22 protein-coding genes and 1 tRNA gene are annotated in these 26,398 nt (G+C 39.0%); 13 read left to right on the forward strand and 10 right to left on the reverse strand.

Annotated features, from left to right (window positions below):
- The first annotated feature begins 285 nt into the window (after positions 1-285).
- The 4 genes from ANA7108_RS0107125 (at position 286) to ANA7108_RS0107140 (ending at position 5,945) form a co-directional block, all read left to right on the forward strand.
- Complete coding sequence (locus ANA7108_RS0107125; protein ID WP_016950084.1) at positions 286-1,671, forward strand: cytochrome P450; 1,386 nt, start codon at positions 286-288, stop codon at positions 1,669-1,671.
- Positions 1,672-2,131: 460 nt separating this feature from the next.
- Positions 2,132-2,893: a DUF2993 domain-containing protein gene (locus tag ANA7108_RS0107130; RefSeq protein WP_016950085.1), complete on the forward strand. Its 762-nt coding sequence runs from the start codon at positions 2,132-2,134 to the stop codon at positions 2,891-2,893.
- Between the two features lie 101 nt (positions 2,894-2,994).
- Positions 2,995-4,689, forward strand: a complete 1,695-nt coding sequence (gene crtO, locus ANA7108_RS0107135; protein WP_016950086.1) for a beta-carotene ketolase CrtO — start codon at positions 2,995-2,997, stop codon at positions 4,687-4,689.
- 140 nt (positions 4,690-4,829) lie between these two features.
- Positions 4,830-5,945: a saccharopine dehydrogenase family protein gene (locus tag ANA7108_RS0107140; RefSeq protein ID WP_026104027.1), complete on the forward strand. Its 1,116-nt coding sequence runs from the start codon at positions 4,830-4,832 to the stop codon at positions 5,943-5,945.
- 232 nt (positions 5,946-6,177) lie between these two features.
- Here ANA7108_RS0107140 and ANA7108_RS0107145 read toward each other — a convergent pair whose 3' ends face one another.
- From ANA7108_RS0107145 to ANA7108_RS0107165, 5 genes are all read right to left on the reverse strand, one after another.
- The gene (locus ANA7108_RS0107145) at positions 6,178-6,393 is read right to left on the reverse strand and encodes an NAD(P)H-quinone oxidoreductase subunit O (protein ID WP_016950088.1); all 216 of its coding nucleotides are present in this window, start codon (positions 6,391-6,393) and stop codon (positions 6,178-6,180) included.
- Between the two features lie 280 nt (positions 6,394-6,673).
- Positions 6,674-7,621, reverse strand: a complete 948-nt coding sequence (locus ANA7108_RS0107150; RefSeq protein ID WP_016950089.1) for a hypothetical protein — start codon at positions 7,619-7,621, stop codon at positions 6,674-6,676.
- Between the two features lie 95 nt (positions 7,622-7,716).
- Complete coding sequence (locus ANA7108_RS0107155) at positions 7,717-8,553, reverse strand: DNA-formamidopyrimidine glycosylase (protein ID WP_016950090.1); 837 nt, start codon at positions 8,551-8,553, stop codon at positions 7,717-7,719.
- Between the two features lie 171 nt (positions 8,554-8,724).
- Positions 8,725-8,940 (reverse strand): photosystem I reaction center subunit IV, encoded by a 216-nt coding sequence (locus ANA7108_RS0107160; RefSeq protein WP_016950091.1) that lies wholly within the window; start codon positions 8,938-8,940, stop codon positions 8,725-8,727.
- A 265-nt stretch (positions 8,941-9,205) separates the two neighbouring features.
- Positions 9,206-9,790, reverse strand: a complete 585-nt coding sequence (locus ANA7108_RS0107165; protein WP_016950092.1) for a PAP/fibrillin family protein — start codon at positions 9,788-9,790, stop codon at positions 9,206-9,208.
- A 239-nt stretch (positions 9,791-10,029) separates the two neighbouring features.
- Here ANA7108_RS0107165 and ANA7108_RS0107170 point away from each other — a divergent pair, with 239 nt between their 5' ends.
- Together ANA7108_RS0107170 and mraY are read left to right on the forward strand one after the other, a co-directional pair.
- Positions 10,030-10,269 (forward strand): DUF3134 domain-containing protein, encoded by a 240-nt coding sequence (locus ANA7108_RS0107170; RefSeq protein ID WP_016950093.1) that lies wholly within the window; start codon positions 10,030-10,032, stop codon positions 10,267-10,269.
- A gap of 77 nt (positions 10,270-10,346) precedes the next feature.
- Positions 10,347-11,450, forward strand: coding sequence for a phospho-N-acetylmuramoyl-pentapeptide-transferase (mraY, locus tag ANA7108_RS0107175; protein ID WP_026104028.1), 1,104 nt, complete (start codon positions 10,347-10,349; stop codon positions 11,448-11,450).
- Positions 11,451-11,717: 267 nt separating this feature from the next.
- On the opposite strand, the gene ANA7108_RS0107180 is transcribed toward mraY, so the two are convergent.
- From ANA7108_RS0107180 to gap, 3 genes are all read right to left on the reverse strand, one after another.
- Positions 11,718-12,719 (reverse strand): transaldolase, encoded by a 1,002-nt coding sequence (locus ANA7108_RS0107180; protein WP_016950095.1) that lies wholly within the window; start codon positions 12,717-12,719, stop codon positions 11,718-11,720.
- A gap of 118 nt (positions 12,720-12,837) precedes the next feature.
- Positions 12,838-14,268: a pyruvate kinase gene (pyk, locus tag ANA7108_RS0107185; protein ID WP_016950096.1), complete on the reverse strand. Its 1,431-nt coding sequence runs from the start codon at positions 14,266-14,268 to the stop codon at positions 12,838-12,840.
- A 152-nt stretch (positions 14,269-14,420) separates the two neighbouring features.
- Positions 14,421-15,446 (reverse strand): type I glyceraldehyde-3-phosphate dehydrogenase, encoded by a 1,026-nt coding sequence (gene gap, locus ANA7108_RS0107190; protein WP_026104029.1) that lies wholly within the window; start codon positions 15,444-15,446, stop codon positions 14,421-14,423.
- 804 nt (positions 15,447-16,250) lie between these two features.
- On the opposite strand from gap, the gene ANA7108_RS0107195 reads away from it, so the two are divergent.
- From ANA7108_RS0107195 to ANA7108_RS27005, 4 genes are all read left to right on the forward strand, one after another.
- A tRNA-Lys gene (locus ANA7108_RS0107195) sits at positions 16,251-16,322 on the forward strand.
- 334 nt (positions 16,323-16,656) lie between these two features.
- Positions 16,657-17,667, forward strand: coding sequence for an AAA family ATPase (locus ANA7108_RS0107200; protein ID WP_016950098.1), 1,011 nt, complete (start codon positions 16,657-16,659; stop codon positions 17,665-17,667).
- 19 nt (positions 17,668-17,686) lie between these two features.
- Entirely contained in the window at positions 17,687-17,869 is a 183-nt protein-coding gene (locus tag ANA7108_RS30125) for a hypothetical protein (protein WP_158318350.1), read from the forward strand.
- 55 nt (positions 17,870-17,924) lie between these two features.
- Entirely contained in the window at positions 17,925-20,315 is a 2,391-nt protein-coding gene (locus tag ANA7108_RS27005; RefSeq protein WP_016950099.1) for a S8 family peptidase, read from the forward strand.
- Positions 20,316-20,412: 97 nt separating this feature from the next.
- Here ANA7108_RS27005 and ANA7108_RS0107210 read toward each other — a convergent pair whose 3' ends face one another.
- Positions 20,413-21,279, reverse strand: a complete 867-nt coding sequence (locus tag ANA7108_RS0107210; RefSeq protein WP_016950100.1) for a TetR/AcrR family transcriptional regulator — start codon at positions 21,277-21,279, stop codon at positions 20,413-20,415.
- A 125-nt stretch (positions 21,280-21,404) separates the two neighbouring features.
- On the opposite strand from ANA7108_RS0107210, the gene ANA7108_RS0107215 reads away from it, so the two are divergent.
- The 3 genes from ANA7108_RS0107215 to ANA7108_RS0107225 all read left to right on the forward strand — a co-directional run bounded on the left by ANA7108_RS0107215 (position 21,405) and on the right by ANA7108_RS0107225 (position 24,740).
- Positions 21,405-22,709 carry an ABC exporter membrane fusion protein gene (locus tag ANA7108_RS0107215; RefSeq protein WP_016950101.1) on the forward strand — a complete coding sequence of 435 codons (1,305 nt, stop codon included), beginning with the start codon at positions 21,405-21,407 and terminating at the stop codon, positions 22,707-22,709.
- Positions 22,706-23,887 carry an ABC transporter permease DevC gene (gene devC, locus ANA7108_RS0107220; protein ID WP_016950102.1) on the forward strand — a complete coding sequence of 394 codons (1,182 nt, stop codon included), beginning with the start codon at positions 22,706-22,708 and terminating at the stop codon, positions 23,885-23,887. The genes ANA7108_RS0107215 and devC overlap by 4 nt, the downstream gene beginning before the upstream one ends.
- A gap of 136 nt (positions 23,888-24,023) precedes the next feature.
- Entirely contained in the window at positions 24,024-24,740 is a 717-nt protein-coding gene (locus ANA7108_RS0107225) for a DevA family ABC transporter ATP-binding protein (protein ID WP_016950103.1), read from the forward strand.
- 108 nt (positions 24,741-24,848) lie between these two features.
- Here the strand turns inward: ANA7108_RS0107225 and glcD are convergent, their stop codons facing one another.
- Positions 24,849-26,318 (reverse strand): glycolate oxidase subunit GlcD, encoded by a 1,470-nt coding sequence (gene glcD / locus ANA7108_RS0107230; protein ID WP_016950104.1) that lies wholly within the window; start codon positions 26,316-26,318, stop codon positions 24,849-24,851.
- Positions 26,319-26,398: the final 80 nt, after the last annotated feature.

A 26,398-nucleotide genomic window follows, 5' to 3' on the forward strand; every position in this document is an offset into this window, starting at 1 on the left:
CATCAAGAAACGGTATCAGTAGTTATCCTTGTTAATTAACACATCTTCAATTTTTCAGTTAACTTAGAAGAACATAGATTCACCGGTAAAGGCAGAGGGCAGGAGGCAGGAGGCAGAAGGAATGTCTCCTCTGCCCACGACTGAAAGGAGTAAGGGTATGAAGCCCCTCCCAAATCGAAAATTTGGGAGCTTCCGATTGGGAGGGGTCACAATCCCTTTCCAATTGGTTCCTTCTGCCCTCTGCCCTCTGCCTCCTGCCTTCTTGAAACCAAGCAAAAAAATTTTATGCCTCTACCAGCCGGTCCAAAAACTCCTGTCACCTTGCAAATGCTAAACTGGGTACTTAAGCCCATGCCCTACATGGAAGAATGTACCAAAACCTACGGTGACATTTTCACTCTCCAGCTGCAAAAAAGCTTACCTCCTATAGTTTTTATCCAAAGCCCCGAAGATATGCAGCAGGTTTTAAGCAATGATACGAAAGAATTAGAAGCCCCTGGAGAGTTGAATAGCGTTTTTGAATACTTACTAGGGAAGAGTTCGGTTATTTCACTCAGTGGTGCAGAACATCAAAGACAACGCCAGTTAATAATGCCTCCTTTGCATGGAGAAAGAATGCGGAATTATGCTGACTTAATCAGTGATTTAACTGTAAAAGCTATCAAAAAACAGCCGTTAAATCAGCCCTTCAATGCCCGAACAGTTACTCAAAATATTACCCTAAGTGTAATGATGCAAGCTGTTTTTGGACTTTATGAAGGAGAACGAGCTGAAAAATTACAAGATGTACTGTGTGAAATTTTAGAAGTAGGTAGTGCAGTTTGGAGAGTTGCTGTACTTTATTTTCCCGCTTTAAAAAATGTGATTGGTATCTCCCAACTTTGGGAAAAACAGCAACGTCAGCAAGATAAATCTGACCAACTTATTTATGAAGAAATTCAGGAACGACGAGAAAATCCTGACCCGTCGCGGACAGATATCCTTAGTTTACTCATGGCTGCCAGAGATGAAGCTGGTCAACCTATGAGTGATGTGGAACTCCGGGATGAATTAATGACTTTGTTAGTAGCAGGTCATGAAACTACAGCTACTGCGATCGCATGGGCTTTATACTGGATTCATAAACTACCAGAAGTCCGGCAAAAATTATTGCAAGAATTAGATAGTTTAGGCGACAATCCCGACTCCAGCACCATCTTTAAATTACCCTATCTCACTGCCGTCTGTAACGAAACCTTACGGATTTACCCAATCGGAATGTTGACTTTTCCTAGACGAGTAAAAACGTCCATTAATTTGTCTGGACATGAACTCGCACCAGGTACAGTCATTATGGGTTCAATTTATCTAACTCACAACCGAGAAGATATTTATCCCCACCCCAAACAATTTAACCCAGAACGCTTTTTAGAAAAACAATTTTCACCCTATGAATTTCTACCTTTTGGTGCAGGTGCTAGACGTTGTATTGGTTTAGCATTTGCTCAATTTGAAATGAAGTTAGTACTAGCTAAAATTCTGAGTGGTTGGGAATTAGAATTAGCTGATACTCGTGATATCAAACCAAAACGCCGTGGTTTAGTTACAGGTCCAGACCGTCCTATTCAAATGGTGGTCAAGAGTCAGCGTCAGGTGAAATCTAAGACTTTAGAAACCAGTGCTATTTCATGAGTACCGAGTACCGAGTAACTCCATAACTAAAGTTAAGTTAGGAGATTGAAAGAAGGAAGCATTATTCTCGTGCTTTGCATTTCAAAATCAAAATAAATATTGTTCCTTCTTCCATGAAGGAATTTAGGGGCTATAGACCTATTTGTGCTGAGTTCTAAGTAGGGATATCACTCATTACTCGTTACTCAGCACTATTTCGGTAATTAATTCTGGGAATTGAGGTTAATAACTTTATTAAGTAACAAGTTTTGTAGCGGAGTTTATCTGTCAAAATCTCCGTTACGAAACTCTATTACCAATTACCTATTACCTATTCCCAGCCCAGACAAATATGACAAGTATACTAACGAACATAATCAAATCTACCAATTGAATTATGTCTAACTGGAGATACTCTTCTTAGGAATCAGGGTATACATTATTAGCCAGTAGTAGAAAGTTAGGAAAATAATATTTTTATATGCCTGAACAACTAAAATTTGAAGAAAAATTATTATCTCAGGCAGCTAAAAACATAATATCTGAGGAGTTAAATGAAGTAGAACAAATAGATATAGAGATAAAAACTGATATTGGCAAATTATTTCATGGAGAGGTAAATCAAGTTGTTCTTGCTGGTCAAGGTTTGGTAGTTCAAGACAAAATTCGTGTCCAGGATTTAAAACTGCAAACAGATAGTATTTCTATCAATCCTTTAAGTGTGATTCTTGGTCAACTTAAACTCAATGAACCAGTAAATGCTAATATTCGCATTGTTCTCACGGAAGCAGATATTAACGATGCCTTAACTTCAGAAGTGATTTACAGCTGGGTAAGAAAATTTCACTTGAATGTAGACGGAGAAATTGTCAGCTTGGAACCGGAAGAAATGCAGGTATTTTTACCCGATGATGGCAAACTAGAATTTAAAGGTAAGGTATGGCTCAAAGAAAAGGATAATACTCATATCTTAGGTTATCATGCTACTGCTCATCCCCGAACTCAGACAAAACCTGCCTTGTTGGAGAGTTTTCGTTGCACTGAAGGAGAAGGAATAAGAGTGGAATTAATAACTGCTGCCATGCAAAAAGTTAAAGAAATAATCAATTTACCATACTTAGAGTGGGAAAATATGGTATTTTCTATCAAAGATATGGAAGTAAAAAAAGGTAGTTTAATCCTGATGGTCAAAGCCCACATAAAACAAATTCCCTCACAGGAAACCGTGCTTTCTCCTGATTAGGATTTACCCTAGTAAATATTAATTTTTATAAATAACAAATTCTGGAAATTTATAAAAATCTTCCTCACCTTGAAAACCTAGTTTATTTGCAAAGAAAAGTTATGGAAGAATATGATGTTATCATGATCGGTGCAGGACATAATGGTTTAGTCTGTGCCGCTTATTTACTTAAAGCTGGTTATAGTGTCCTACTACTAGAAAAGCGTCCTGTTCCTGGTGGTGCAGCCACAACAGAAGAATGTATTCCAGACCAAGCACCAGGTTTTAAATTTAACTTGTGTGCTATTGACCACGAATTTATTCATTTAGGTCCCGTTGTGGAAGAGTTAGAACTGACAAAATATGGTTTAGAATATCTAGAATGTGACCCAGTAGTTTTCTGTCCTCATCCCGATGGTAAATATTTTTTAGCTCATAAATCATTAGAAAAAACCTGTGCAGAAATTGCTCGTTACAATGAGCGTGATGCTAAAAAATATGCCGAATTTACAGATTACTGGCAACGGGCAATTAACGCCATGATTCCCATGTTTAATGCCCCACCCAAATCAATTATAGATATTTTTGGTAACTACAATATTCAGAAATTTAAAGATTTATTTTCTGTAGTTGGTTCTCCGTCCAAAAGTCTAGATTTTGTCCGCACTATGCTTAATAGTGCTGAGGATATTCTCAATGAATGGTTCGACGAAGAATTTTTGAAAGCACCGCTGTCTAGATTAGCATCAGAACTCGGTGCGCCACCTTCACAAAAAAACCTGGCAATTGGGGTGATGATGATGGCAATGCGTCATAATCCTGGTATGGCTAGACCTCGTGGTGGTACAGGTGCATTGGTGCAAGCATTGGTGAATTTAGTCACAAGTAAAGGTGGCGTAATTCTCACAGATCAACACGTTGAAAAAGTTTTAATTGATGATGCTAAAGCTGTGGGTGTACGAGTGGCTGGAGGTCAAGAATATCGGGCTAAATATGGGGTTATTTCTAATATTGATGCCCAACGTTTGTTTTTACAAATGACTGATAAAAGTGATATTGATGCAGTCGATTCTGAACTATGGGAAAGATTAGAACGCCGCATTGTTAATAATAATGAAACCATATTGAAAATAGATTTAGCTTTAGATGAACCCCTCCATTTTCCCTACCATGCCCACAAAGATGAATATCTAATTGGTTCCATCTTAATTGCCGATTCCATGCATCATGTAGAACAGGCTCATAGTAAATGTACATTAGGAGAAATTCCTGATTCTGACCCATCAATGTATGTAGTCATGCCTAGCGCCCTTGATCCTACTTTAGCACCTCCAGGTAAACATACTGTATGGATTGAATTTTTTGCTCCTTATCAAATTGCTGGTGCAGAAGGAACAGGTTTAAAAGGTACAGGTTGGACTGATGAATTAAAAAATCAAGTTGCAGACCGGGTAGTTGATAAATTAGCAAGTTATTCGCCAAATTTAAAAACATCAATTATTGCTAGACGGGTAGAAAGTCCCGCAGAATTAGGGGAAAGATTAGGTGCTTACAAGGGGAATTATTATCATATTGATATGACGATGGATCAAATGATATTTTTCCGACCTTTGCCAGAATTAGCCAACTATAAAACCCCTATTGATCATCTATTTTTAACTGGTGCAGGAACACATCCAGGTGGTTCAATTTCAGGTATGCCAGGACGCAATTGTGCGAGGGTATTTTTACAAACCAAGCATCCCATTAGTCAGACTTTAAAGGATGCAGGAAATTCCCTTAAATCTACCGTAGGTTCGGTGTTTGGGATTAGTTAGATATAACTGAATTTAGGCGGTGCTAAACAACATTATTAACGCACCTGATTTTGTTCTTCATCAGCAATTCCTACTTATTACCGATGACAAATAAGAGCAAAAGCTGATGAAATAAGCATCATGTTACCCATATGCAAGTCATGACAGACCAAGTTTTACAAGTTTTAATTATTGGCGGAAAAGGGCGGATTGGTAGCAGTGTTGCCCAAGATATAGCTACTCACACCCAGGCAGAAATTACTGTTACCGGGCGTTCTCCAGAGATGGGAAGAGGTGTTAGCTTTGATTTAGGTAAAAAATGCCATTTTTTGGAATTAGACTTGGCAAATACTGATAAGCTGCGGAATGCGATCGCACAATCTGATTTAGTCATTCATTGTGCTGGACCATTTCACCACCGAGATACTCAAGTTTTGGAAATATGTATTGAACAAGGTGTTAATTATCTAGATGTCAGTGATCATCGTTCCTACACTAATAAAGCGTTAATTTTATATAAAAAAGCCGTTGATGCGGGAGTAACAGCAATTATTAACACGGGGATTTTTCCCGGTATTTCTAATAGCTTAGTAAGGCAGGTGATTGAGCAATTTGATCAACCAGAAAAAATCCATTTAAGTTATTTAGTTTCGGGTTCAGGTGGTGCAGGAATTACCGTGATGCGAACCACATTTCTCGGTTTACAGCATCCTTTCACAGCTTGGATAAACGGTAACTGGGAAGAAATAAAACCTTATACTGACCGAGAAAATATTAACTTTCCACAACCCTATGGAGTTAGTGGCGTTTACTGGTTTGATATGCCAGAGACGATTACATTACCTGATTCTTTCCCCACCGTGAAAACTGTAATTACTAAATTTGGTTCTATTCCTGATTTTTATAATCATTTAACTTGGATAACTGCTCATATTTTTCCTAAGTGGTTGATGCAGCGTCATTACATGATTGAATTTTTGTCTCATGTTAGTCATAATATGACAAGTTTTACAAATATGTTTACTGGAATTGGGGTAGCAGTGCGGGCAGAAGTAACAGGTAAAAAAGATGGTAAAACAGTAGTCTATTCTGCAACTTTATTACATGAAAATACTGCTGTTGCCGCTGGTATTGGTACAGGTAGTATCGCTAAATTATTACTAGAAGGTAAACTCAAACACCCCGGAGTTTTACCTGTGGAAGCGGCATTACCAACAAATTTATTTACACAAATTATGGCAGAACGAAAAATTCAGATTCATTCCGATTGGGGATAAAAGTGATTTTTTGACTTTGAATCGGAAATTAGAAGTTATAAATCTTCGTTTATATTCCTAAAATGGATTCATTATTTACCAAAAGTTAGAGAAAACCTATTAAATAAGTTGAATGGAGTAACTTTAACAGATTCTATACTCGTAAATGGGAAAGAGTGAAGATTGCTGTTAGGGTTTAGTCCTGTAGGGTGGGCATTGCCCACCACAACTATAGCTATCAATGATACATAGCCTATACAAACTCTTCCAATTGTTCTAACTTTAACCAAATATTGGGAGTTGGCACTTTTCCAAACTTCACCAAAGCATAATCACCTTTGATATCTACCACTTCCCCCTGACTCTCAAATAAATAGGCAGGAAACCGAGAATCACTAGCTTTAGCTTCTAGACTATTTTCTAACTTTTCGCGGATAGCCCGCACCATATTTCCCTTTTTAACAGCCATGAGTTCCCCTCGTTCCAAAATAAACACTTTTACTCAAAATTTTATCTCGCTCTCAGACCTAAAGGCATAATTTCTTTCCTTAAACAAATAGAACCACCTACTCTGGTGGTAAGCGGTTGAGGAGAAAGTCTATATTTTTTATGTTAGATAGTTATTCCTTATCAAGTCCATGATAGCAAATCTAAAACCTGTTGTCAACCCTCCCCATACTCTATATTCTCGACTTTGATTAATTTTCAAATTCTTTTGTAACTTGCTGATTTTTCCATTTTTCCAGCAATTATTGGGCAAATCTAGCTAATAATTCCTCACGAGATGATTGTAGAAGCAAAGGAGTAAATTCTTCTCTAGTCATTGCAATCAGAAAGTCGATAATTGCTGCTAATTCTGAATCAACTTCCCCAAAACGTACTTGCATGATGCTTTCAATCATAGCGCGTCGTTCTCTTTCTAGACCTTCTTGTCGTCCTTCTTGTCGTCCTTCCTGGAGTCCTTCCTGGAGTCCTTGTTTTTTCAGTTCTTCTAATTGTTGTTGATACATTTCCGATAGTTTCATAATTAACTCCTGGTCATCTTTATCAATATCTTGCTCTTGACGTTGACGAGCCGATAAAACAGCAATCAGGTCATGTACTAATTGTATGATATGGGAAAGATTCGGGCTGTTTTTAGGTAGTGCTTCTAATTCTTCAACTGCTTGTCGTTGAACTTTCCCTTTACCTAATATCCTGAGAAACAGGGTTTCTGGTGTATTGGGGAGTTGGTGAATAGCAATAATGACGGTTTTTAAGCTCTCTCCCAAAAAATAAATGCCTTTACTCCAGTTTTCTTCATCAACTGTAGTATTAAAACTTGTTATAAGTTCCACTGAAGCCGTAGGAGAAAAAATCCACAATCTGGGTAATTCTGCTTCATTTATACGGGTATTGTTGCGGTTAGATTGACGCTCTATGTCCGCATGGATGTCAAATAATTTACCCATACAACTGCGAATTTCGCTTTTGGTGACGGCATTGCGGAATGGTTCAAATATAGCATAATTTGTCGCCATTCGTCCTAGTAGTCCGAGTATTTCTAGGCTTTGTGTAGGTTGAGGTGAAGGAATAAACAAAACGTCAATTTGTCTGATTTCTGCTGTGATATCTTTGCTGGTTTCTACTTGTCCATAAGGTGTTAATAATTCAGTCAGATATTGTTTCGCAAATTGATCATGTATAAAGCGAGTCATTCAAGTTTATTTAAAGACAGAAATATTAATTTTACACTCTTTGGATAAGATGTAGTGAAAACGAAAATGTAGGGGTTTAGCAATGCTAAACCCCCTCATTTCTGACATTGATCACAAAAATGACTAGAACGCCCACCTAATTTAATTCGCCCGATAACATTACTACAAACTTTACAAGGTTCCCCAGTGCGGTTATAAACCCATGCCTCACCGCCATAGTTGCCATTTACACCTTTGACATTGAGGAAATTACTAAAAGTTGTCCCACCTGCGGCTATACTTGCGGATAGAACTTGAATTATTGCTGTTCTTAAAAGTTCGATTTGTGGGCTTTGTAAATCTGCACAGAGAGTAGTTGGTAAAATCCCACTTTTAAACAAAGCCTCATCAGCATAAATATTACCTAATCCTGCAACTATCGACTGATCTAACAATGCAGTTTTAATCGGACGACGAGATTTTTGCAGCTTATTTGCTAAATACTCAACGGTGAACTCTGGTGAAAAAGGATCTACTGCCAGTTTTGCCAAACCTGTAATAATACTTTCTACAGCCACATTAGGGGGAACATACCAGATTTGCCCAAAGGTGCGTTGGTCAACAAAGCGTAATTCTTGTTCTTCCCCAAAAAATAATCTGACTCTGGTGTGTTTGTGTAAAGGTTCATCTCGCTTTAGCCAGAGTAATTGACCTGTCATTCGCAAATGCACACCTAGCCAGGTTGAAGAACGAGAAAGTTCAGCTAAAAGATACTTACCGCGACGATGCCAAGATATAATGGCGCTTCCTTGAATATTGGCTATAAATTCTTCAATAGAAAACGGGTAGGCGACAGTGCGTAGTAGCAGCACATCTCCCCCCGTAATAGTTTGATTTAGGGTTAATTGATTTAAACCCCGTCGGACTGTTTCAACTTCAGGCAGTTCAGGCATTTCTAAACTAAATGATTGCGGTACAAGCCCAGAGGGAAGCTTCCCGCAGGGTGTGCTGAGTTATGAGTAATGCCTCACGAAATAAATCGAGGACATGGAAACAGCATATTTAGTTTACTGCTTTTTCCCATTTCTATACTCAGGACTCAGCACCCAAAACTGTGCGACTGTTTACTTCTTCGCTGCTTTAGCTGCTGGAGGTGCAACTTCTAGTAATTCATCAACAGCAAAGTTATTGGTATTGATTCCAGAATAATTGACCTTATCAAACCGGACAATTACGGAGTACTTGATACCGCTTTGGTCTACAGTTGCCACAGTTCCTACATCTTGAAACCAGTAGGATTCGGGGCGGAGAACACGTACTTTAGAACCACGTTGAACCATGATTATTTTCCCTTTGAATTATCAATTGCCAATAAATTAGGGCTAATTGATTTCACTCTACAACCTGAAGGTCGTTGCTAGAGTGTTTGTTAAGTTATTTGTCACATTAGGGAACTCATAACCAGGAAGAGGAAACAGGAGGCAGGAAACAGGTTAATTTCCCATACTCTCCTTGTCCTGGACACAAAACAATATCAAACTGCACTTGACAAAGTACCTATAATAGAATAAGGTCGTTCGCAAACACTTCTTGCGAATAAATGCCCTATGCCTTACTCAAGACGAATACGCTACCCTCGTTACCTCTACCAATGCGTAGATCATTGTCTATATAAGTGATATCCAACCATCCTTGTTGTTGTTCACTTTTAATAGGAAAATCAAGTGCAGTGAATTTTTTTCCGGATTCAATTTGTTGGATAAAAGTTGCAGGTGACTTATAGTCAATGAGCTTTTGTAAACCAATAATAGAACGCTGGAATTTCACTTGGACTCGACGTTCTGAGACTGGTTCAAATTTAGCAGCTACGCTAACTAATCCTTCCAAAGAAGGTAGTCCATAAATTTCTGCTATGTTATAAACGCTAGTAGTTTCTACTCGAATAGATTGGTAAATTTGTCCAAGTTTGCAAAAGGGGAAACGATCCAAATTTAGTAAAGCCTTGCTGGTGGTGTAAAGTAGTCGCCAATCACCCTCTAGTAAGTGACTGGCTGCCAAAGGGCGCGGTGTAGGGTTAAAATCTTCCAAACTAGCGATCGCAGCTAGAATAGCCTGTTTTTGGGTTTCAGTTGCCAGCAAACCGCGATTTGTACCACTGATTGCATCCAGGACAGCAGATTTTGTGATCATTGTCTTTTACCTTAAAATATGCCTATGAAATCAGAATTAACAAGATATTAATGCTTTATGTATATAGCTATGCAATTCACCTCTGGAAGGGCTTACTGTTTACCATAGGTAACGAGATAATCTTTTTTGTTTAATTCGGATTTATCGATGAAAGAGTTGAATCATTAATTAAATTATCCCGTATCAAATGATAGACTTTTAATGTCTAGTTACATAAATCTCTTCGTGTCTTCGTTGATATGTTAAATTCGCCCCTACGTGAGGAACCCCGCAACCAGCGAGCTACTGTAATTCCCTTAAAGCAAGCATCCTCCATACTGGATTGGCTGCAATCTAGCTGTCGTCTCATAGAGCGTGGTGTTCACGAACCTAATTTTTTGGACGTAGAAGCAGTGATATCCGATTTTTTGGGTGGAGAAGACGGAATTGGCGATCTTGATGACGACGATGATATCAGCATAGGTGAGGATGAGCCTTAAGAGGCGTGGAGACTGAGTTTTATCAATAGTCTCTGTTTGTCGGTTTTTTTAAAGTGTGGAGTGAAGGACAATTTTCTGTGGACGCTAAACTATCTCCTGACCAAAGTTTGAATATTTCTGGAATTGGGCTGGCCTCTTTGTTGGCTCTATTACTCAGTACAGCAGCCTTGACTTTAGATTGGCTGGGGAATAGACTACCTTGGCAAGCTACATCACTAACCCTGCCTTTGTTGTTATGTGCTGTGGGTGCTGGGACTGTAGGAACATGGGTAGTACCGCTACTACAAGCACTGAAAACAGGGCAAATTATCCGAGAAGATGGACCCCAAGCCCATCTAAAAAAAGCTGGTACGCCAACTATGGGTGGTATCTTTTTTGTACCTGTAGCTGTGGTATTTGGCTGTGTATTGTCTAATTTTGCTCAAGACGTACTAGCTGTTTCGGCGTTAACACTTAGCTACGGTTTGATAGGCTGGATTGATGATTGGCAAATTTTGCGCCGTAGATCAAATAAAGGTATATCTCCAAAAATGAAACTGGCTTTGCAGATAATTTTTGCAGCTTGTTTTTGTGTGTGGATAATTTTTAACCAAGATTCTAGTATAACAAATATCGCCTTACCTTGGGTGAGTTTTACCCTACCTTTAGGATTTCTCTTTTGGCCTTTGGCTGGTTTTGTGTTAGTAGCAGAAAGTAATGCTACCAATTTAACTGATGGGATTGATGGGTTAGCAGGGGGAACAGTTGCGATCGCTATTTTCGCATTAGGCGCTGTCATTGCACCAACTTCTCCGGGATTAATGATTTTCTGTGCAGCTATGAGTGGTAGTTGCTTAGGATTTTTAGCGCATAATCGTAATCCAGCCCGTGTTTTTATGGGAGATACTGGTTCCTTAGCGCTGGGAGGTGCTTTAGCTGCTGTAGCACTGTTAAGTAACAGCTTAGTAGCTTTATTTATTCTCAGTGGTATCTTCTTTGTAGAAACCCTATCTGTAATGGCGCAAGTTAGTTATTACAAAGCCACCAAGGGTCCAGATGGTAAAGGTAAGCGCCTGTTCAAAATGGCTCCCTTACATCATCATTTAGAATTAACTGGCTGGTCAGAATTGCAAGTAGTTGGAGTCTTTTATATAATCGCCGCAATTTTGGCTGTAATTTGTATGACAAGCCTAAAATTCTAATTTTTGGTCTAATTCTTGGCCAGAATTAAGCGAAGACAATTAGCAACTCCCCAATTAGGGATGTTAGTAAAAAGCCTCTCTTCCCCATGGGGAGAGAGGCTTTCAATCTTTTATATTACCAAAAATACTTTTATTGCAGGTATAGCAACAGACAGGGCGGTTAGGACACCAACTGATGATAAAACCTAGACACCAAAAGACTTTTCAGACTGTCACCTGCCATAACAAGTAACAGGTTAAAATTTCAGCAATTACCATCACCAATGACTATGCAGTTACCTTTTCACTTTCTAAACGAGCCAATCTTTCGGACAAGAGTTTTTCCAAAGAAATCAAAGCCTTAGTGAAACCATCAATACCTTCTGAGAGTTTATCAGAAGCCATGCGGTCAGCATTGTGCATTTGATCAAAAGTAGCTTTATCAACAGAGATTTTCGCAATTGATAGATTTGCTACCTTCGCCGGATCGAGTTTACGGGGTAATTCGGCGACAGTATTTTGCAGTTCCGTTAACAAACCGGGAGAAATAGTCAGCAAATCGCAACCAGCAAGTTCAGTAATTTCACCAATATTGCGGAAACTAGCACCCATCACTTCAGTTTTATAACCAAACTTCTTATAGTAGTTATAAATTGTAGTCACAGATAATACACCTGGATCTTCCGCTGCGGGGTAGCTATCTCGGCCAGTATCTTTCTTGTACCAGTCAAGAATCCGACCAACGAAGGGAGAAATCAAAGTGATTCCAGCTTCAGCACAAGCGATTGCTTGATGCAGACCAAATAGTAAAGTTAAGTTACAGTGAATGCCTTCTTTTTCCAGAATTTCCCCAGCTTTGATACCTTGCCAAGTAGAAGCAATTTTAATCAAAACCCGTTCTTTAGAAATACCAGCAGCTTTATACTGAGCAATTAAATCACGTGCCTTAGCTACAGTAGCATCTGTATCATAAGATAACCGAGCATCTACTTCTGTAGACACGCGACCGGGAATAATTTGCAAAATCTTTAATCCAAAAGATACCGCCAAGCGGTCAAAAGCCAGAGATACCACCTGTGCTTGACTAGCACCAGCACCAGCATCTTTTTTAGCGTTGAGTAAAGTTTGATCAACAATATCCTGATATTCCGGCATTTGTGCAGCAGCGGTAATCAGTGAAGGATTGGTAGTAGCATCTTGAGGTTTAAACTGTTCAATTGATTGGATATCTCCGGTATCCGCTACCACAACGGTTACTGCCCGTAGTGCTTCTAGTAAGTTTTTAGGCATAACATACTCCAATGTCAGTGGTCAGAGAATAGGGAATAGGAAATAGGGAAGAGGGAACAATAATTTTTCCAATCACCAATTACCAATTACCCATTACCAATTACCTATTTTAGATGCGTCATGCCGTAATTGGCTGTCCAATAGAATGCACTTTAATTAAACTTGTTGTTCCTGATTGACCAACTGGGACACCAGAGGTAATCACAACCTTGTCTCCTTCTTGGACTAAACCACTTTCGACAACGGTATCTAGCACATTCACAAACATTTCTTCAGCATTGTGAACAGGTTGAATAAGTAAGGGTTCTACACCCCAAGATAAAGCTAATTGACGGTAAGCAGTACATTCAGAAGTAAGCGCAATAATCGGCGTGCTGGGACGATATTTAGAGACTAATTTGGCTGTACTTCCTGAGGAGGTATTACAGAGAATCGCTTTAGCACCAGTTTCATAAGCAATGCGACATACCGCTTGAGAAACTGATTCTGTGACTGTGAGACTACCTGCTGTCGGAGTCCAAGAATGTCTATTTCCCTCTTGTAGTGCTGTTTCTGTTTTTAAGGCGATATTGTGCATGGTTTGAACAGCAGCAATCGGATATTCGCCCATTGCAGTTTCTCCAGATAACATAACTGCATCTGTGCCATCTAAAATCGAGTTAGCAACGTCGGTAGCTTCAGCGCGAGTCGGGTCAGGAGCGCTAATCATCGACTCTAACATTTGAGTAGCTGTAATTACTGGTTTACCAGCTTGATTACAACGACGAGCAATTTCTTTTTGAATCAGAGGGACTTCATAAATTGGTACTTCCACCCCTAAATCACCACGAGCAATCATAATGCCGTCAGCAGCTTCCAGGATAGCATCTAGCTGTTCCACTGCTTCGGCCCGTTCGATTTTAGCAATGAGGCGAATTTTTGAGCCAGCCCCTTCAATCATGCGGCGGGCAGGTTCGAGGTCTTGAGGCGATCGCACAAAGGAAACCGCAACCCAGTCTACTCCTAATTGTATCCCAAATCGCAAATCCATTAAATCTTTTTCTGTAATTGAACTTACAGGTAAAGGAGTTGCGGGTAAATTTACACCTTTGTGAGAAGAAATCAAACCACCAATATTCACATGAGCGCGAATTCTATCAGCGTCACGAGTTGTAACGGTTAATTTTACCCTACCATCATTAATTAAAATCGGTTCACCACATCGCATCATTGCGAATAGAGTGGGTAGAGGCAAGGGTAACTCATGAATATTTTCACCCTTCTCATGTAAGAGAAATGTCACCTCAGTCCCAGCTTCTAACATCAATCCTTCCGGTGGTAATTTCCCCAACCGAATCTTTGGACCACACAAATCCTGCATAATCGCAATGGGCTTGTGTAAATCCTTACTAATCTGCCGCAAATGATGAAAAACCTGGGCATGATCTTCATAAGCGCCATGAGAAAAATTCAACCGCGCCATATTCATTCCCGCCCTTACCAAAGCTTCTAACTTCTCAGGTGAAGATGTAGCAGGTCCAATAGTACAAACAATTTTAGTGCGACGCATAAGTATGTAGGGAGTAACGGTAAAGTAGCACACCCCGTTAAGCCCTGGTTTGGTGATTGGTGATTGGTGATTGGTGATTGGTGATTGGTGATTGGGAAGAATGTTTTACCCATTACCCATTACCCATTACCCATTACCTATTACCCAATTACCTAAATCAATCCTTCTTTCTGTGCCATTGACAACATCAAATCAATGACGCGGTTGGAGTAACCCCATTCGTTGTCATACCAGGAGACAACCTTGAAGAAATTGGAATTAAGTTCAATTCCTGCACCTGCGTCGAAGATGCTAGAGTTAGTATCACCCTGAAAATCTGTAGATACTACCTCTTCATCTGTATAGCCTAAAACACCTGCTAACTCACCAGCAGATGCTTTTTTCATCGCCGCACAGATTTCTTTGTAAATAGTAGCTTTAGTAGTTTTGAAAGTTAAATCAACTACGGAGACATCAGGAGTAGGAACTCTAAAAGCCATACCAGTTAACTTACCTTTCAACTCTGGTAACACCAAAGCCACGGCTTTAGCCGCCCCTGTAGCGGAGGGAATAATATTTTGACCAGCACCTCGTCCACCGCGCCAATCTTTTTTGCTGGGGCCATCTACCGTGGGTTGGGTGGCTGTTGTAGCGTGAACTGTAGTCATTAACCCTTCAGCTAAACCGAAGTTATCATTAATGACTTTAGCAATAGGCGCTAAACAATTTGTAGTACAACTAGCATTCGAGACAATTAAGTCTTTTGCTGGGTCAAATAGGTGATGATTTACACCCATGACCATTGTTTTTACCTTTTCAGGTTCTTTTGTCGGTGCAGAAATTACAACCCGCTTTGCACCTGCTTTCAGGTGATTTTCAGCCCCAGCGTAATCGGTGAACAGTCCTGTAGATTCAACAACATAATCTACTCCCAATTTAGCCCAAGGCAATTCCGCTGGATTTCTTACCGACACACAAGGGATAAAATGACCATCAATAACCATTCCATCTTCTCTAGCTTCCACCTTACTTTTTAATCTACCGTGTGTAGAGTCGTACTTTAAAAGGTAAGCGAGATTATCAGGTGGAACTAAATCATTAATTCCTACAAATTCAATATTGGGGTTAGTAAGACCGGCACGTAACACAAGTCTACCAATGCGACCGAATCCATTAATACCAATTTTCAACTTCGTCAAAATTAAACCTCCTGTTTTTGGGACTGCAACCAAGGATGATTGGCCGGGTTAATTCTAATCTGACTTAGCTGATCGTTACAGTCACACAAGGCATAAAGCTGATTTAGCTGGCATATTTTAAGGTTTAGTTATTGGTCATTGGTTATTAGTGATCATTCGATACTCAGTTTAACTATCTAACGTAAGTTGCTAGTTAGGTAGATTGTCAGAATCAGGATGTCCAGGATTAAAGGATGAACAGGATGAAAACAGAGATTTTATCATCCATTACCTATTACCTATTAGCAGCCTCAACTAGATTAGGACTAAAGCTGCGTGTCACACTCAAAATCTGTTGTAGGGTGCATCAGATATCAATAATCTAGTTATTTGCAGGATTTATGCAGTCTGACGCACCCTACCAATGTGCCAGTTGCGTAAGTCCTGTAGATAACTAGCAACTTGAGTTATCTATAGTAAATATCTCACTTTTTACCTAATTTCCAAAGCCTCTGAGCAACTGTGTCCAATAAAATAAGCGATGTCTACGACGGGCTATTATCCCCAACAGGGACATCTAAGATACATTCTCTCATCTCTAGAAAATCCTCAGCTGTATCTGGGTTTGAACTTTCCCTCATTTTTCCCTCAACTGAGTTGTCGAGTGGGGGAAAAACGGGGGAAAATCTACTTAGGTCAGGTTGGTAGCCAGTTACCAAGTGCCGATAATCACATCACTTTCACGATTAGATTCCCGCTTCAGCCAGTTTTTTAACTGCAACACTAGCGCCAGCGTCAAAAGTCTGATATCATGAGTCCTAGTGTGGGTGAGTAGCTCAACGGTAGAGCAGTTGACTCTTAATCAATTGGTTGCGGGTTCGATTCCCTCCTCACCCACTAAATGTTTTAGACTAAATAAGAATATTCTATACTTAAACCCTAGGTTCATACATACCATTTTTTCGCTGTGACAGAAAATTGAGAGGGTTGATCGCTCCAAATACTAAAAAGTTTTTGATGATATTGAGTCAAAATTGCTTTTGCTATATCACAAGCTTGTGGCGAGATAAGAATACAAGGAAAAGCAATCAAGCAAACCAGGCTTGAGGAACGGTTGCCGTCAAGTGTAATATTTCGTTGCTACGATGGAATGTCTGCCCGGATGTCCTTATTAGTACAAAAGTTCTATATTAGATTAGGTACATAGAGTATCTAATCCCAACCCTACATTATGGCACGTGGCGAAACCCTTAGAAAACTCTTCAAAAGCTTCTCTCGCAATGAGAGAGAAGAGTTTTTGGCTGCGGCTAACGAACTAATTGAAGAAGAAAGAAATAAAAATCACATCCTGCTGGCTAGAGATTTGGAAAAGCTGCTGCACAATGGAAATGGATACACTAAACCCTTAGCTGCTAACCTAGCTCCCTGGAATCAATTTCCTGAACCACCTAAAGATAAGGATACTGGACTTGCCTTACTTGAGGTAAAGAAGTTCGATCTGACATGGGATCACATTGTCCTGAGTGAAAAAATTTTCGATATTCTGCAAGAAATTGTTCTCGAAAACCGTAAACAAGACATCCTTGCAGCCTATAACCTCAAGCCCAAAAATAAACTGCTCTTTTGTGGACCACCGGGTTGTGGTAAAACCCAAACCGCAAAAATTCTCTCTAGTGTTTTGAGTCTACCCCTTGTTTACGTCAACCTAACAGCCGTATTCTCTTCTTACTTAGGTGAAACAGCAACTAATCTTCAGAAAATTTTTACCTACATTGAACAAGGAGAATGGTTGGTTTTGTTCGATGAATTTGATGCGATCGCTCGTGATCGAGATAACTTAAATGAACATGGTGAAGTCAAACGTCTAGTCAATAGCTTGTTACAACTCATTGATAATGCAACCAATCAAAGTATATTTGTTGCAGCCACTAATCACGAGAAACTACTGGATAGTGCAGTTTGGCGACGATTTGATGAGGTGATTTTTTTTGATAATCCAACAGTTGAACTACGGACGGCTCTTTTAAGTCGTTATTTGTCTGGTATCCGTTATACTGTGATTAATCTATCTACTTTTGCAGAACAGCTAGAAAATGCTACAGGAGCAGATATAGAACGTATTTGTTCTGATGCAATTAAAGCTGTAATTCTACGGGGAGAGCGTACCTTGACTGCTGATGATTTAGAAGTTGCAATAGGACGTTTTTTAGAAAGGCAAAGTATAATAGCAAACTCAAAATAATCATCTACGTCAAATCCTCATGGTAAGTCAGTTTGAACACCTTAAATTGCCGAGAATAATTAATATCGAATTACCACGACGACGATCTCATGGTGGTGGAGGTAGTGGAAAACGTGCTGATTTCATTGAACATGGTAAGCATTTAAGTACTAGGACAGAATTAATTACACAATGTCATTGCGAATGGAACGCAGTGGAATGACGCAATCGCAAGGGCTGGGATTGCTTCGCTTCGCTCGCAATGACTGTAAATATTTTTGTCCAATTACTTATTAGATCAAATTTCTGGACTGACTGAGCCGAAACAGGAAAAAAGCAACCCTTTCCGTCTTGATCCAAAATTAATTTTTAAGATCAAACTGACTAAAAAAGGATCTATTGAAGATAAAGATTTGATTAGAACAGGATTAGATATTTTAGCAATTGAGCCTGATAAAGCTATAGTTGTCTTCTCGTCTGATCTAGAGTTAACAGAATTTAGGAGACGTTTAAAAAATTACAGTCAAATTATAGAAGGTAACAAATATGAATATTTAGGGGCAATTGATGATTTAGTCCCCCTTGAACGTGAAGATCGGATTGGTCGTTTGTTAGAGTTAAAGCCTGTACAACCAGGTGAACTTGCAGCTTTAGATTTGGAACTCTGGCACACAGGCGATCGCAAAGAAATGAAAGTGTCTTTAGAACATATCGCCGAAAGGTTAGAAGACTTTTCTAGCGATACCGCTCCTATGAGAATGAGTGATAGCTATGTTGGTGAATATCTGTGTATAGCTCGAATTAAAGTCACTCACGAAGTTTTAGAACTTTTACTAAAAGAAAAAATCGTCAAAGAAATTGATCGTCCTCCCCAACCTGCATTTGAGATAACTGCCGATTATAATTTACCAATTTCCAGTTTTCCTGAAGTTATTCCTCCACCTAAAAAGAATTGCGGCATTCTAGTTATAGATTCAGGTGTGCAAAGAGGTCATCCATTAATTGCTCCTGTACTGAATAAAGCTGATGTATTTCCAGATCCAGAACAGAAATTAATAAAAGGTGGTGCAAATGATGTAAATGGACACGGTACAAGTGTTTCTGGCATTGCTATCTATGGAGATGTTGAAAACGGTATTAAAAAACGGTCATTTGATCCAACAGTTTGGTTATTTTCTGCTCGTGTAACAGATGAAAATTGTCAGTATTATGAGGATCTTCTTTTAGAAACTCAACTAGATCAAGCTATTCATGCTTTTGTGGATCAGTATCCTAACTGCAAAGTAATTAATATCTCATTAGGAAATGCTGAACAAATTTATAGAGATGGGATGAAGCAGTTTCGATTAGCAGCAAAAATAGATGAAATTGCTTATCAATACCAAAAGGAAAACAAAAACATTATTTTTGTAATTTCAGCAGGAAATACTAACCCACCTCATGAAGAGGCTAAATCAGATGAGCAATTAATAACTGACTACCCAAATTATTTACTGAATCAGAATGCTCGAATTATTGATCCAGCAACTTCTGCGATCGCACTAACTGTAGGTTCTTTATCCTATGGACATGGTAGTATGACCGAACCTGCGGATGTGCGTCGTCAGGCGATCGCAAAATTACCAGGATATCCTTCTCCCTTTACCAGAACTGGTTTTGGAGTAGATGGAATGATTAAACCTGATGTTGTAGATTTTGGTGGAGATTTAGCATTAGACCTCAGTTATCGAGAAGGTTTAGATTTGCCTAAAGTTAGTCAATTAGGAGATAATGTTGCTGGGGTTTCTGTTGTTACTTTCTCCAAAAATTTCCAAAGTTCTTTATTTCACATCTGTAGTGGTACAAGTTTTGCTGCACCTCGTGTAGCAAACATTGCTGCTCAACTCTTTACAAAATATCCAAATGCCAGTTCTAACCTCATTCGAGCATTAATTGTTAACTCTGCGGTACTTCCCAAAGAAATTCCAGATGAATTTAGTAAGGGTACAGAATCTCAAAAAATTAAAAAGCAGCTACAAATCTATGGCTATGGACAGACTGATTTAGAACGTGCAATGTATTCTGCTGAAAACTATGTTGTTCTATCAGAAGATAATATTTTTATTCCAGTAGGCAAGTTTCATATTTATGAAATTCCCCAACTACCAGAGGAATTTTTTGATATAGAAGGTACTCGTACACTATCAGTTACCTTGGCATTTGATCCTCCAACTCGTCCAACTCGTGGCGATTCATATTTAGGGGTAACAATGGAATTTAATATTTTTAAAGGTATAGATAAGCAAAGTGTCATCAACGCTTATGTAGATGCAAGTAAAACAGATAAACCTGATGAATTTGCAGAAATATCAATCCAAAATTTGAATAAAAAACATCCAAACCGTAGTATCACTATTGATTTATCTCCAGGTTCTAATCTCCGTAAGAAAGGAACTGTACAAAGAGGACAAACACAACTAAAGTCAGGAGCTAAAAAATATAACAATTTACCTATGACTCTGGTGGTGAGTTGTAATCGTAAATGGGCAAATGCAGATGAAATTCCAATACAACGTTATGCTTTAGTCGTTAACATTAGTCATTCCGATCCTCAAGTTAATTTATATAATCGTCTGCAACTCAAGGTTGATGAGATTGATCTAAGAGAAAGAAACCGAGCAAGGGTTTAACTAATGATAGGGTGTGGAACTTACTGCCTCATCTTGGAATCAAGTTAGCGATCGCTCTGACCTCAAGTCCTGTAGCTCTATCCATGTATATACAAAATTACCCCTCCGAACCAAAGCCCTGACGAGCAAAGATTTCAATCATCTCGCTGCGGGTCAAATTATTTGCTTGGGCTAATTCATCCAATTTTGCCCAAGCGGTATCTGTCAGCCGGATAGAACGCAATTTTTTAGACTCATCACCATAATCAGCCTGAAATTTACCCCCTGCTGTACGCTTGCGTCTGGGTGATTTATGCCTTGTTCCTGAATACTTATTGCCATGTATATCTATTTTATTACTGGTAATTAAATTGACCAGATTATCAATCAAGCGATCGCGCTCCATTGGTAAAATATCCGCACCATGTAACATATACTGAATAATCGTAAAATACACCAAAGTCCCCAGAAAAATCCGTGCTGCTACCTGTGCATCTGGTAACTGTAATTCTGGATGGGTGGCAAAATACTGAGTAATTGCCTGTAACCCAGTTTTATCTAAATTACGGACAAAAATCTGTGCTAATGAGGGAAAACGCCCTGATTCAGCAATAACTAACCTGACAAAATTCAGTGATTCTTGGGAACAAGCAATGTTATCTAAAATCTTGTTGGCGATCCGACGCAAAACTATTTCTGGTTCTCCTGCGAGAAATTGCGGATCTTGAGGGTTATAAACAGCTAAATATTTCTGCTGTGCTAATCGTTCAATCAGTGCAGTAAATAACCCTTCCTTATCTTGAAAGTAGCTATATACAGTTGTTTTCGATACCCCAGCGGCTGCTGTCACCTTATCCATTGTTGTCGCAGCGTAGCCGTGCGCTAGAAATTCCTGCATTGCACCAGCCAAGATCGCATCAACTTTTTCTACTAACAGGAATCTTTCCACAGGACTTTCTTCGACTTCTTTGCTCTTTTTTCGCATATCAGCTACCGAGATTAATTATTTTTGCAGTAACTCTTGACAAGATTATAATGTACAGTCTAGTTTAGTTACAGGCAACTAAACTAATTAGTTTACCTCCCATCTTAAATAATAGGGGAAAACTTATGGTGCGTGATGTAACACCCAAAGATTCCGTATTTTTAAAACCTAGTTCCCGTCAGCTAATAATGCTGACAGCAGCTATAGCTATGACAATTTTGGGAATCAAAGGGTATAGATTTTCACAACTTCAACCAAAAACCGCTGCAATCCAAGCTACCCAAGTAACTACACCGCAAATTAAGACGGTGACAGCATTAGGGAGAATTGAACCCAAGGGAACAGTAATTAAACTTTCCGCACCGGCTTCTAGTCAAAGCAGCCGAGTAGAGAAACTTTTGGTCAAAGAAGGGGATAAAGTCAAAAATGGGCAGGTAATAGCCATTTTAGATAATCGTCCCCGTCTCCAAGCCGCTTACCAAGAAGCCCAAGCAGCAGTGAAAGTTGCCCAGGTAAACTTAGATAAAGTTCAAGAGGGCGCGAAAGTAGGAGAAATAAATGCACAAAAAGCTGAAATTGCCAGAATAGAAGCGCAAAAGCTCGGAGATGAAACCGGACAAAGGCAAGCAGTTTCGAGATTAGAAGCACAATGGCAAGGTGAGACAACTGCACAACAAGCAACAATTAATAGACTCCAAGCCGAACTCAAAAATGCTCAAGTAGAACTGCAACGCTATCAGCAACTTTACCAAGATGGGGCAATTTCTCAGTCATTATTTGATACCAAACGTCTCACCTTTGATACTATTACCCAACAATTGAGTGAAGCCAGAGCTAACCTCAATCGTATTGATAGCACGGGACGCAAGCAAATTAGCGAAGCCAAAACCGCGCTCACCCGAATTAATGCCACAGGTAGCAAACAAATTACCTCTGCCCAAGCCACCTTAAACCAAATAGCCGAAATCCGTCCGGTAGACGTAGCCGCAGCCAAAGCCGAAGTTGGCCGCACCATAGCCGCAGCCGAACAAGCAAAAGCAAATTTAGATCAAGCTTATGTGAAAGCACCTCAAGATGGTGTCATATTTGATATCTACACCCGTGCTGGTGAAGTAGTATCCAATGATGGCATCGTTGAAATTGGGCAAACCAAACAGATGTATGCAGTTGTAGAAGTTTACCAAAGTGATATCAAGAAAATTACTCCTCAGCAAAAAGTAAAAATGTCTACTAACTCTATTCCAGGGGAGTTACAAGGAACAGTAGATTGGGTTGGTTGGAAAGTACAACGGCAAAATGTGATCAATTCTGACCCTAGTGAAAATATTGATTCTAGAGTAGTAGAAGTTCATGTGCAGCTAGATGAGACATCAAGTGAGAAAGCAGCAAAATTTACCAATTTGCAAGTTAAGGCAGTAATTTCACTATGATAGGATTAATTCAAAAACTCCAAAGACGCACACCCCTGGGATGGTTGCAACTCAACCATAATAGAAGTCGCTTGTTAGTTGCTTTATCAGGTATTGCTTTTGCAGATGTACTGATTTTTATGCAGCTTGGCTTTCAAAATGCCTTGTATGACAGCAATACCACCTTAAACCGGGCTGTGCTTGCAGATATCGTTCTCATAAGTCCGCAAAGCCGGAATATGCAAAATATGTCCACTTTTTCCCGGAGAAGACTGTTTCAAGCTGCTGATGTCCAAGGTGTAAAATCAGCAGAACCCATGTATATCGGATTAGTTACCTGGAAAAATCCCCAAACACGACGCAAAACCACAGTCCAAGCAATAGCCTTTAATCCTGATCAACCTGCATTAAATATACCAGAAGTCAATGCCCAATTAGATAAAATTAAATTACCAGATAACTTTCTTTTTGATCGTGGTGCAAGAGGAGATTATGATCAAGTTTTTAGCCAAATAGACGCAGGTCAAAGTGTTTCCACAGAAATAGAAAAACGGACAATTAATATTAGTGGATTATTTAAATTAGGAGCTTCATTTGGTGCAGATGGAACGATAATTTCTAGTGACGAAAACTTTTTACGCATCTTTCCTAGAAGACAAGTAGGAAGTATCAATTTGGGCTTAATTTCCATTCAACCAGGATATGAAGTAGAACAGGTAGCAGCAGCCTTAAAATCACACCTGAAAGATAATGAAGATGTGAAAGTTTTCACTAAACAAGAATTTATTAAATTTGAAGAAGCATTTTGGAAAAAAGAAAGCCCCATCGGTTTTATTTTCACACTAGGTGTATCAATGGGATTTATTGTTGGTGTAATTATTGTTTACCAAGTTCTCTCCACAGATGTAAATGCCCATCTCAAAGAATACGCTACTTTTAAAGCAATGGGATATCAAAACTCATATTTATTAGGTGTAATTTTTGAAGAAGCAATAATTTTAGCAGCATTGGGTTTTATTCCCGGATTCATAGTACCTTTAGGAATTTATCAGTTAGCAAGAAACGCCACCAACTTACCGATATACATGACATTAACGAGAGCCTTAATAGTCCTAATTTTAACAATTATCATGTGTACAATTTCCGGGACAATAGCTACTAGTAAACTACAATCAGCAGATCCAGCAGATATGTTTTAAATTAGGGAATCGGAACAGAAAAATTGTAGGTTTGCTTAAGCCATAGCGTAACCAAAGATAAAGTTTACTCACATCTTGGTGAAAATGTTAGATTTCCTTAACTCAACCTACATAATTTTAAAATTAACGATTAATTATGCAAAACCTTAATTCTTCAGAACCAGTAATCTTTGTTCAAAATCTCGACCATTATTTCGGAACCGGACAACTCAAAAAACAAGTTTTATTTAATATAAATCTCACCATTAACACAGGTGAAATTATTATCATGACGGGACCATCTGGGTCAGGGAAAACCACTTTATTAACCTTGGCGGGTGGTTTACGATCCGCACAATCTGGAAGTTTAAAAATATTAGGTAAAGAACTATGTAAAGCTAATGCTAAACAACTAACCCAAGCGCGACGAAATAACGGTTATATCTTCCAAGCTCACAATTTACACGGTAGCCTAACTGCAATTCAAAATGTGAAAATGGGTTTAGAATTACATCCGAAAATATCAACCCAAGAAATGATCAATCGTTCCAAAGCAATGCTAGAAGAGGTGGGATTAGGAAATCGAATTGATTACTATCCAGATAGTTTATCAGGGGGACAAAAACAACGAGTTGCGATCGCACGCGCATTAGTCAGTCAACCGAAAATTATCCTAGCAGATGAACCTACAGCCGCACTGGATAAGCAATCGGGACGGGATGTGGTGGAATTAATGCAGAAATTAGCAAAAGAACATGGTTGTACAATTTTACTTGTTACCCATGATAATCGGATTTTAGATGTTGCTGACCGAATTATTTATATGGAAGATGGACATTTAATTAGAGATGGTGTCGGTGCTGTGACTGCGTAAAGGTGGAATTAAAATCTGGAAGAATTGGGTTAAGCAACAGCATAACCCAACCTACGTAAATATTGATTTTGCTGTCGCAAATAAACTGTATTAGCTGATCTTTCTTAATTAAAATCTTTCCACTCCTGAAAATTGCTGAATTGCAGCCTTTGCTCCTTCTCCACAAGTGCGAGGTGTGGGGAAAATTTTCCCAGGATTTGCTAAACCTTGAGGATTAAAAACTTGTCGTACCCATTGCATAGTTTCTAAATCAGCTTCACTAAACATATCTGGCATATAGCATTTTTTATCAGCACCAATACCATGTTCACCAGAAATACTACCACCTACTTTTACACATAATCTCAGAATTTCTCCGCCTAATTCTTCTACTTTTTCTAATGCGCCATGTACAGAATTATCAAATAAAATTAGTGGATGTAAATTACCATCTCCAGCATGAAAGACATTCGCAATTGGATAACCATATTTTTGACTTAAAGCCTCAATTTCCTTTAATACATAAGGTAGTTGAGTCCGAGGAATTACACCATCTTGCACATAATAATCAGGACTTAAATGTCCAGCAGCAGCAAAAGCGGCTTTTCTTCCTTTCCACAATTTTAATCTCGTTTCTGGATCACTAGCAGTCGTAATATTTCGAGACCCATTCTTTTTACAAATTTCAGCTACTCGCTTTTTATTGACCTCAACTTCTATATCTAATCCATCAATTTCTACTAACAGAATTGCAGTTGCATCACGAGGATAACAATTAGTAGCAACAACATCTTCTACAGCATTAATACTAATATTATCCATCATTTCCATACCACCAGGAATAATTCCCGCGCTGATAATATCTGAAACGGTTGCGGCTGCATCTTCAACGCTAGTAAAATCTGCTAAAAGCACACAAATTGATTCTGCACTTTTGAGAATTCGCAAAGTGATTTCTGTCGCAATTCCTAAAGTTCCTTCGGAACCAACAAATACACCAGTTAAATCATAACCTGGCATTTCGGGAATTTGTCCCCCGACATCAACAATAGAACCGTCAGGAAGCACAATTTTTAAACCCAAAACGTGGTTAGTGGTGACACCATATTTTAAACAATGTACTCCCCCTGAATTTTCGGCAATATTCCCACCAATTGAGCAGATAATCTGGCTAGAAGGATCAGGTGCATAGTAAAAACCAGCACCGCTAACGGCTTGTGTCACCCAGCTATTTATTACCCCAGGTTGAACTACAGCAAGCTGATTTTCTAAATCAATTTTGATGATTTGTCGCATTAAAGATGTGACAATTAAAACTGAATCTTCTGATGGTAAAGCCCCACCTGATAAACCTGTACCTGAACCCCTTGCAATGAACGGGACGGAGTGTTGATTACAAATTTTGACAACTTCGGCTACTTGTTCTGTGGTGCGGGGTAAAACCGCAACTGGGGGAGTTTGGCGATAGCTAGTTAAACCGTCACATTCGTAGGTGATAAGTTCTTCTCGGCGTTTTACTACTCCTTTTTCACCAAGGACAGTGATGAATTTTTTGATTATGGGTTTCCAGTCGATTTGTTTTTTTTCTTGGGTAAGCATAGTCTATTAATGGTAGATGTTTATTTTTACTTTAAGGCTATTTGTGTAGTTATGAAAGTGGTTTTTTTGATCACGCAGAG

This window comes from Anabaena sp. PCC 7108, assembly GCF_000332135.1.
In the GTDB taxonomy this organism is placed as follows: Bacteria; Cyanobacteriota; Cyanobacteriia; order Cyanobacteriales; family Nostocaceae; genus Anabaena.

What these genes read in the sequence shown, in the direction of transcription:
- ANA7108_RS0107125 (WP_016950084.1), top strand. Translation starts at nt 286, where the DNA reads ATGCCTCTACCAGCCGGTCCAAAAACTCCTGTCACCTTGCAAATGCTA.
- ANA7108_RS0107130 (WP_016950085.1), top strand. Translation starts at nt 2,132, where the DNA reads ATGCCTGAACAACTAAAATTTGAAGAAAAATTATTATCTCAGGCAGCT.
- crtO (WP_016950086.1), top strand. Translation starts at nt 2,995, where the DNA reads ATGGAAGAATATGATGTTATCATGATCGGTGCAGGACATAATGGTTTA.
- ANA7108_RS0107140 (WP_026104027.1), top strand. Translation starts at nt 4,830, where the DNA reads ATGACAGACCAAGTTTTACAAGTTTTAATTATTGGCGGAAAAGGGCGG.
- ANA7108_RS0107145 (WP_016950088.1), bottom strand. Translation starts at nt 6,393, where the DNA reads ATGGCTGTTAAAAAGGGAAATATGGTGCGGGCTATCCGCGAAAAGTTA.
- ANA7108_RS0107150 (WP_016950089.1), bottom strand. Translation starts at nt 7,621, where the DNA reads ATGACTCGCTTTATACATGATCAATTTGCGAAACAATATCTGACTGAA.
- ANA7108_RS0107155 (WP_016950090.1), bottom strand. Translation starts at nt 8,553, where the DNA reads ATGCCTGAACTGCCTGAAGTTGAAACAGTCCGACGGGGTTTAAATCAA.
- ANA7108_RS0107160 (WP_016950091.1), bottom strand. Translation starts at nt 8,940, where the DNA reads ATGGTTCAACGTGGTTCTAAAGTACGTGTTCTCCGCCCCGAATCCTAC.
- ANA7108_RS0107165 (WP_016950092.1), bottom strand. Translation starts at nt 9,790, where the DNA reads ATGATCACAAAATCTGCTGTCCTGGATGCAATCAGTGGTACAAATCGC.
- ANA7108_RS0107170 (WP_016950093.1), top strand. Translation starts at nt 10,030, where the DNA reads ATGTTAAATTCGCCCCTACGTGAGGAACCCCGCAACCAGCGAGCTACT.
- ANA7108_RS0107180 (WP_016950095.1), bottom strand. Translation starts at nt 12,719, where the DNA reads ATGCCTAAAAACTTACTAGAAGCACTACGGGCAGTAACCGTTGTGGTA.
- pyk (WP_016950096.1), bottom strand. Translation starts at nt 14,268, where the DNA reads ATGCGTCGCACTAAAATTGTTTGTACTATTGGACCTGCTACATCTTCA.
- ANA7108_RS0107200 (WP_016950098.1), top strand. Translation starts at nt 16,657, where the DNA reads ATGGCACGTGGCGAAACCCTTAGAAAACTCTTCAAAAGCTTCTCTCGC.
- ANA7108_RS30125 (WP_158318350.1), top strand. Translation starts at nt 17,687, where the DNA reads ATGGTAAGTCAGTTTGAACACCTTAAATTGCCGAGAATAATTAATATC.
- ANA7108_RS0107210 (WP_016950100.1), bottom strand. Translation starts at nt 21,279, where the DNA reads ATGCGAAAAAAGAGCAAAGAAGTCGAAGAAAGTCCTGTGGAAAGATTC.
- ANA7108_RS0107215 (WP_016950101.1), top strand. Translation starts at nt 21,405, where the DNA reads ATGGTGCGTGATGTAACACCCAAAGATTCCGTATTTTTAAAACCTAGT.
- devC (WP_016950102.1), top strand. Translation starts at nt 22,706, where the DNA reads ATGATAGGATTAATTCAAAAACTCCAAAGACGCACACCCCTGGGATGG.
- ANA7108_RS0107225 (WP_016950103.1), top strand. Translation starts at nt 24,024, where the DNA reads ATGCAAAACCTTAATTCTTCAGAACCAGTAATCTTTGTTCAAAATCTC.
- glcD (WP_016950104.1), bottom strand. Translation starts at nt 26,318, where the DNA reads ATGCTTACCCAAGAAAAAAAACAAATCGACTGGAAACCCATAATCAAA.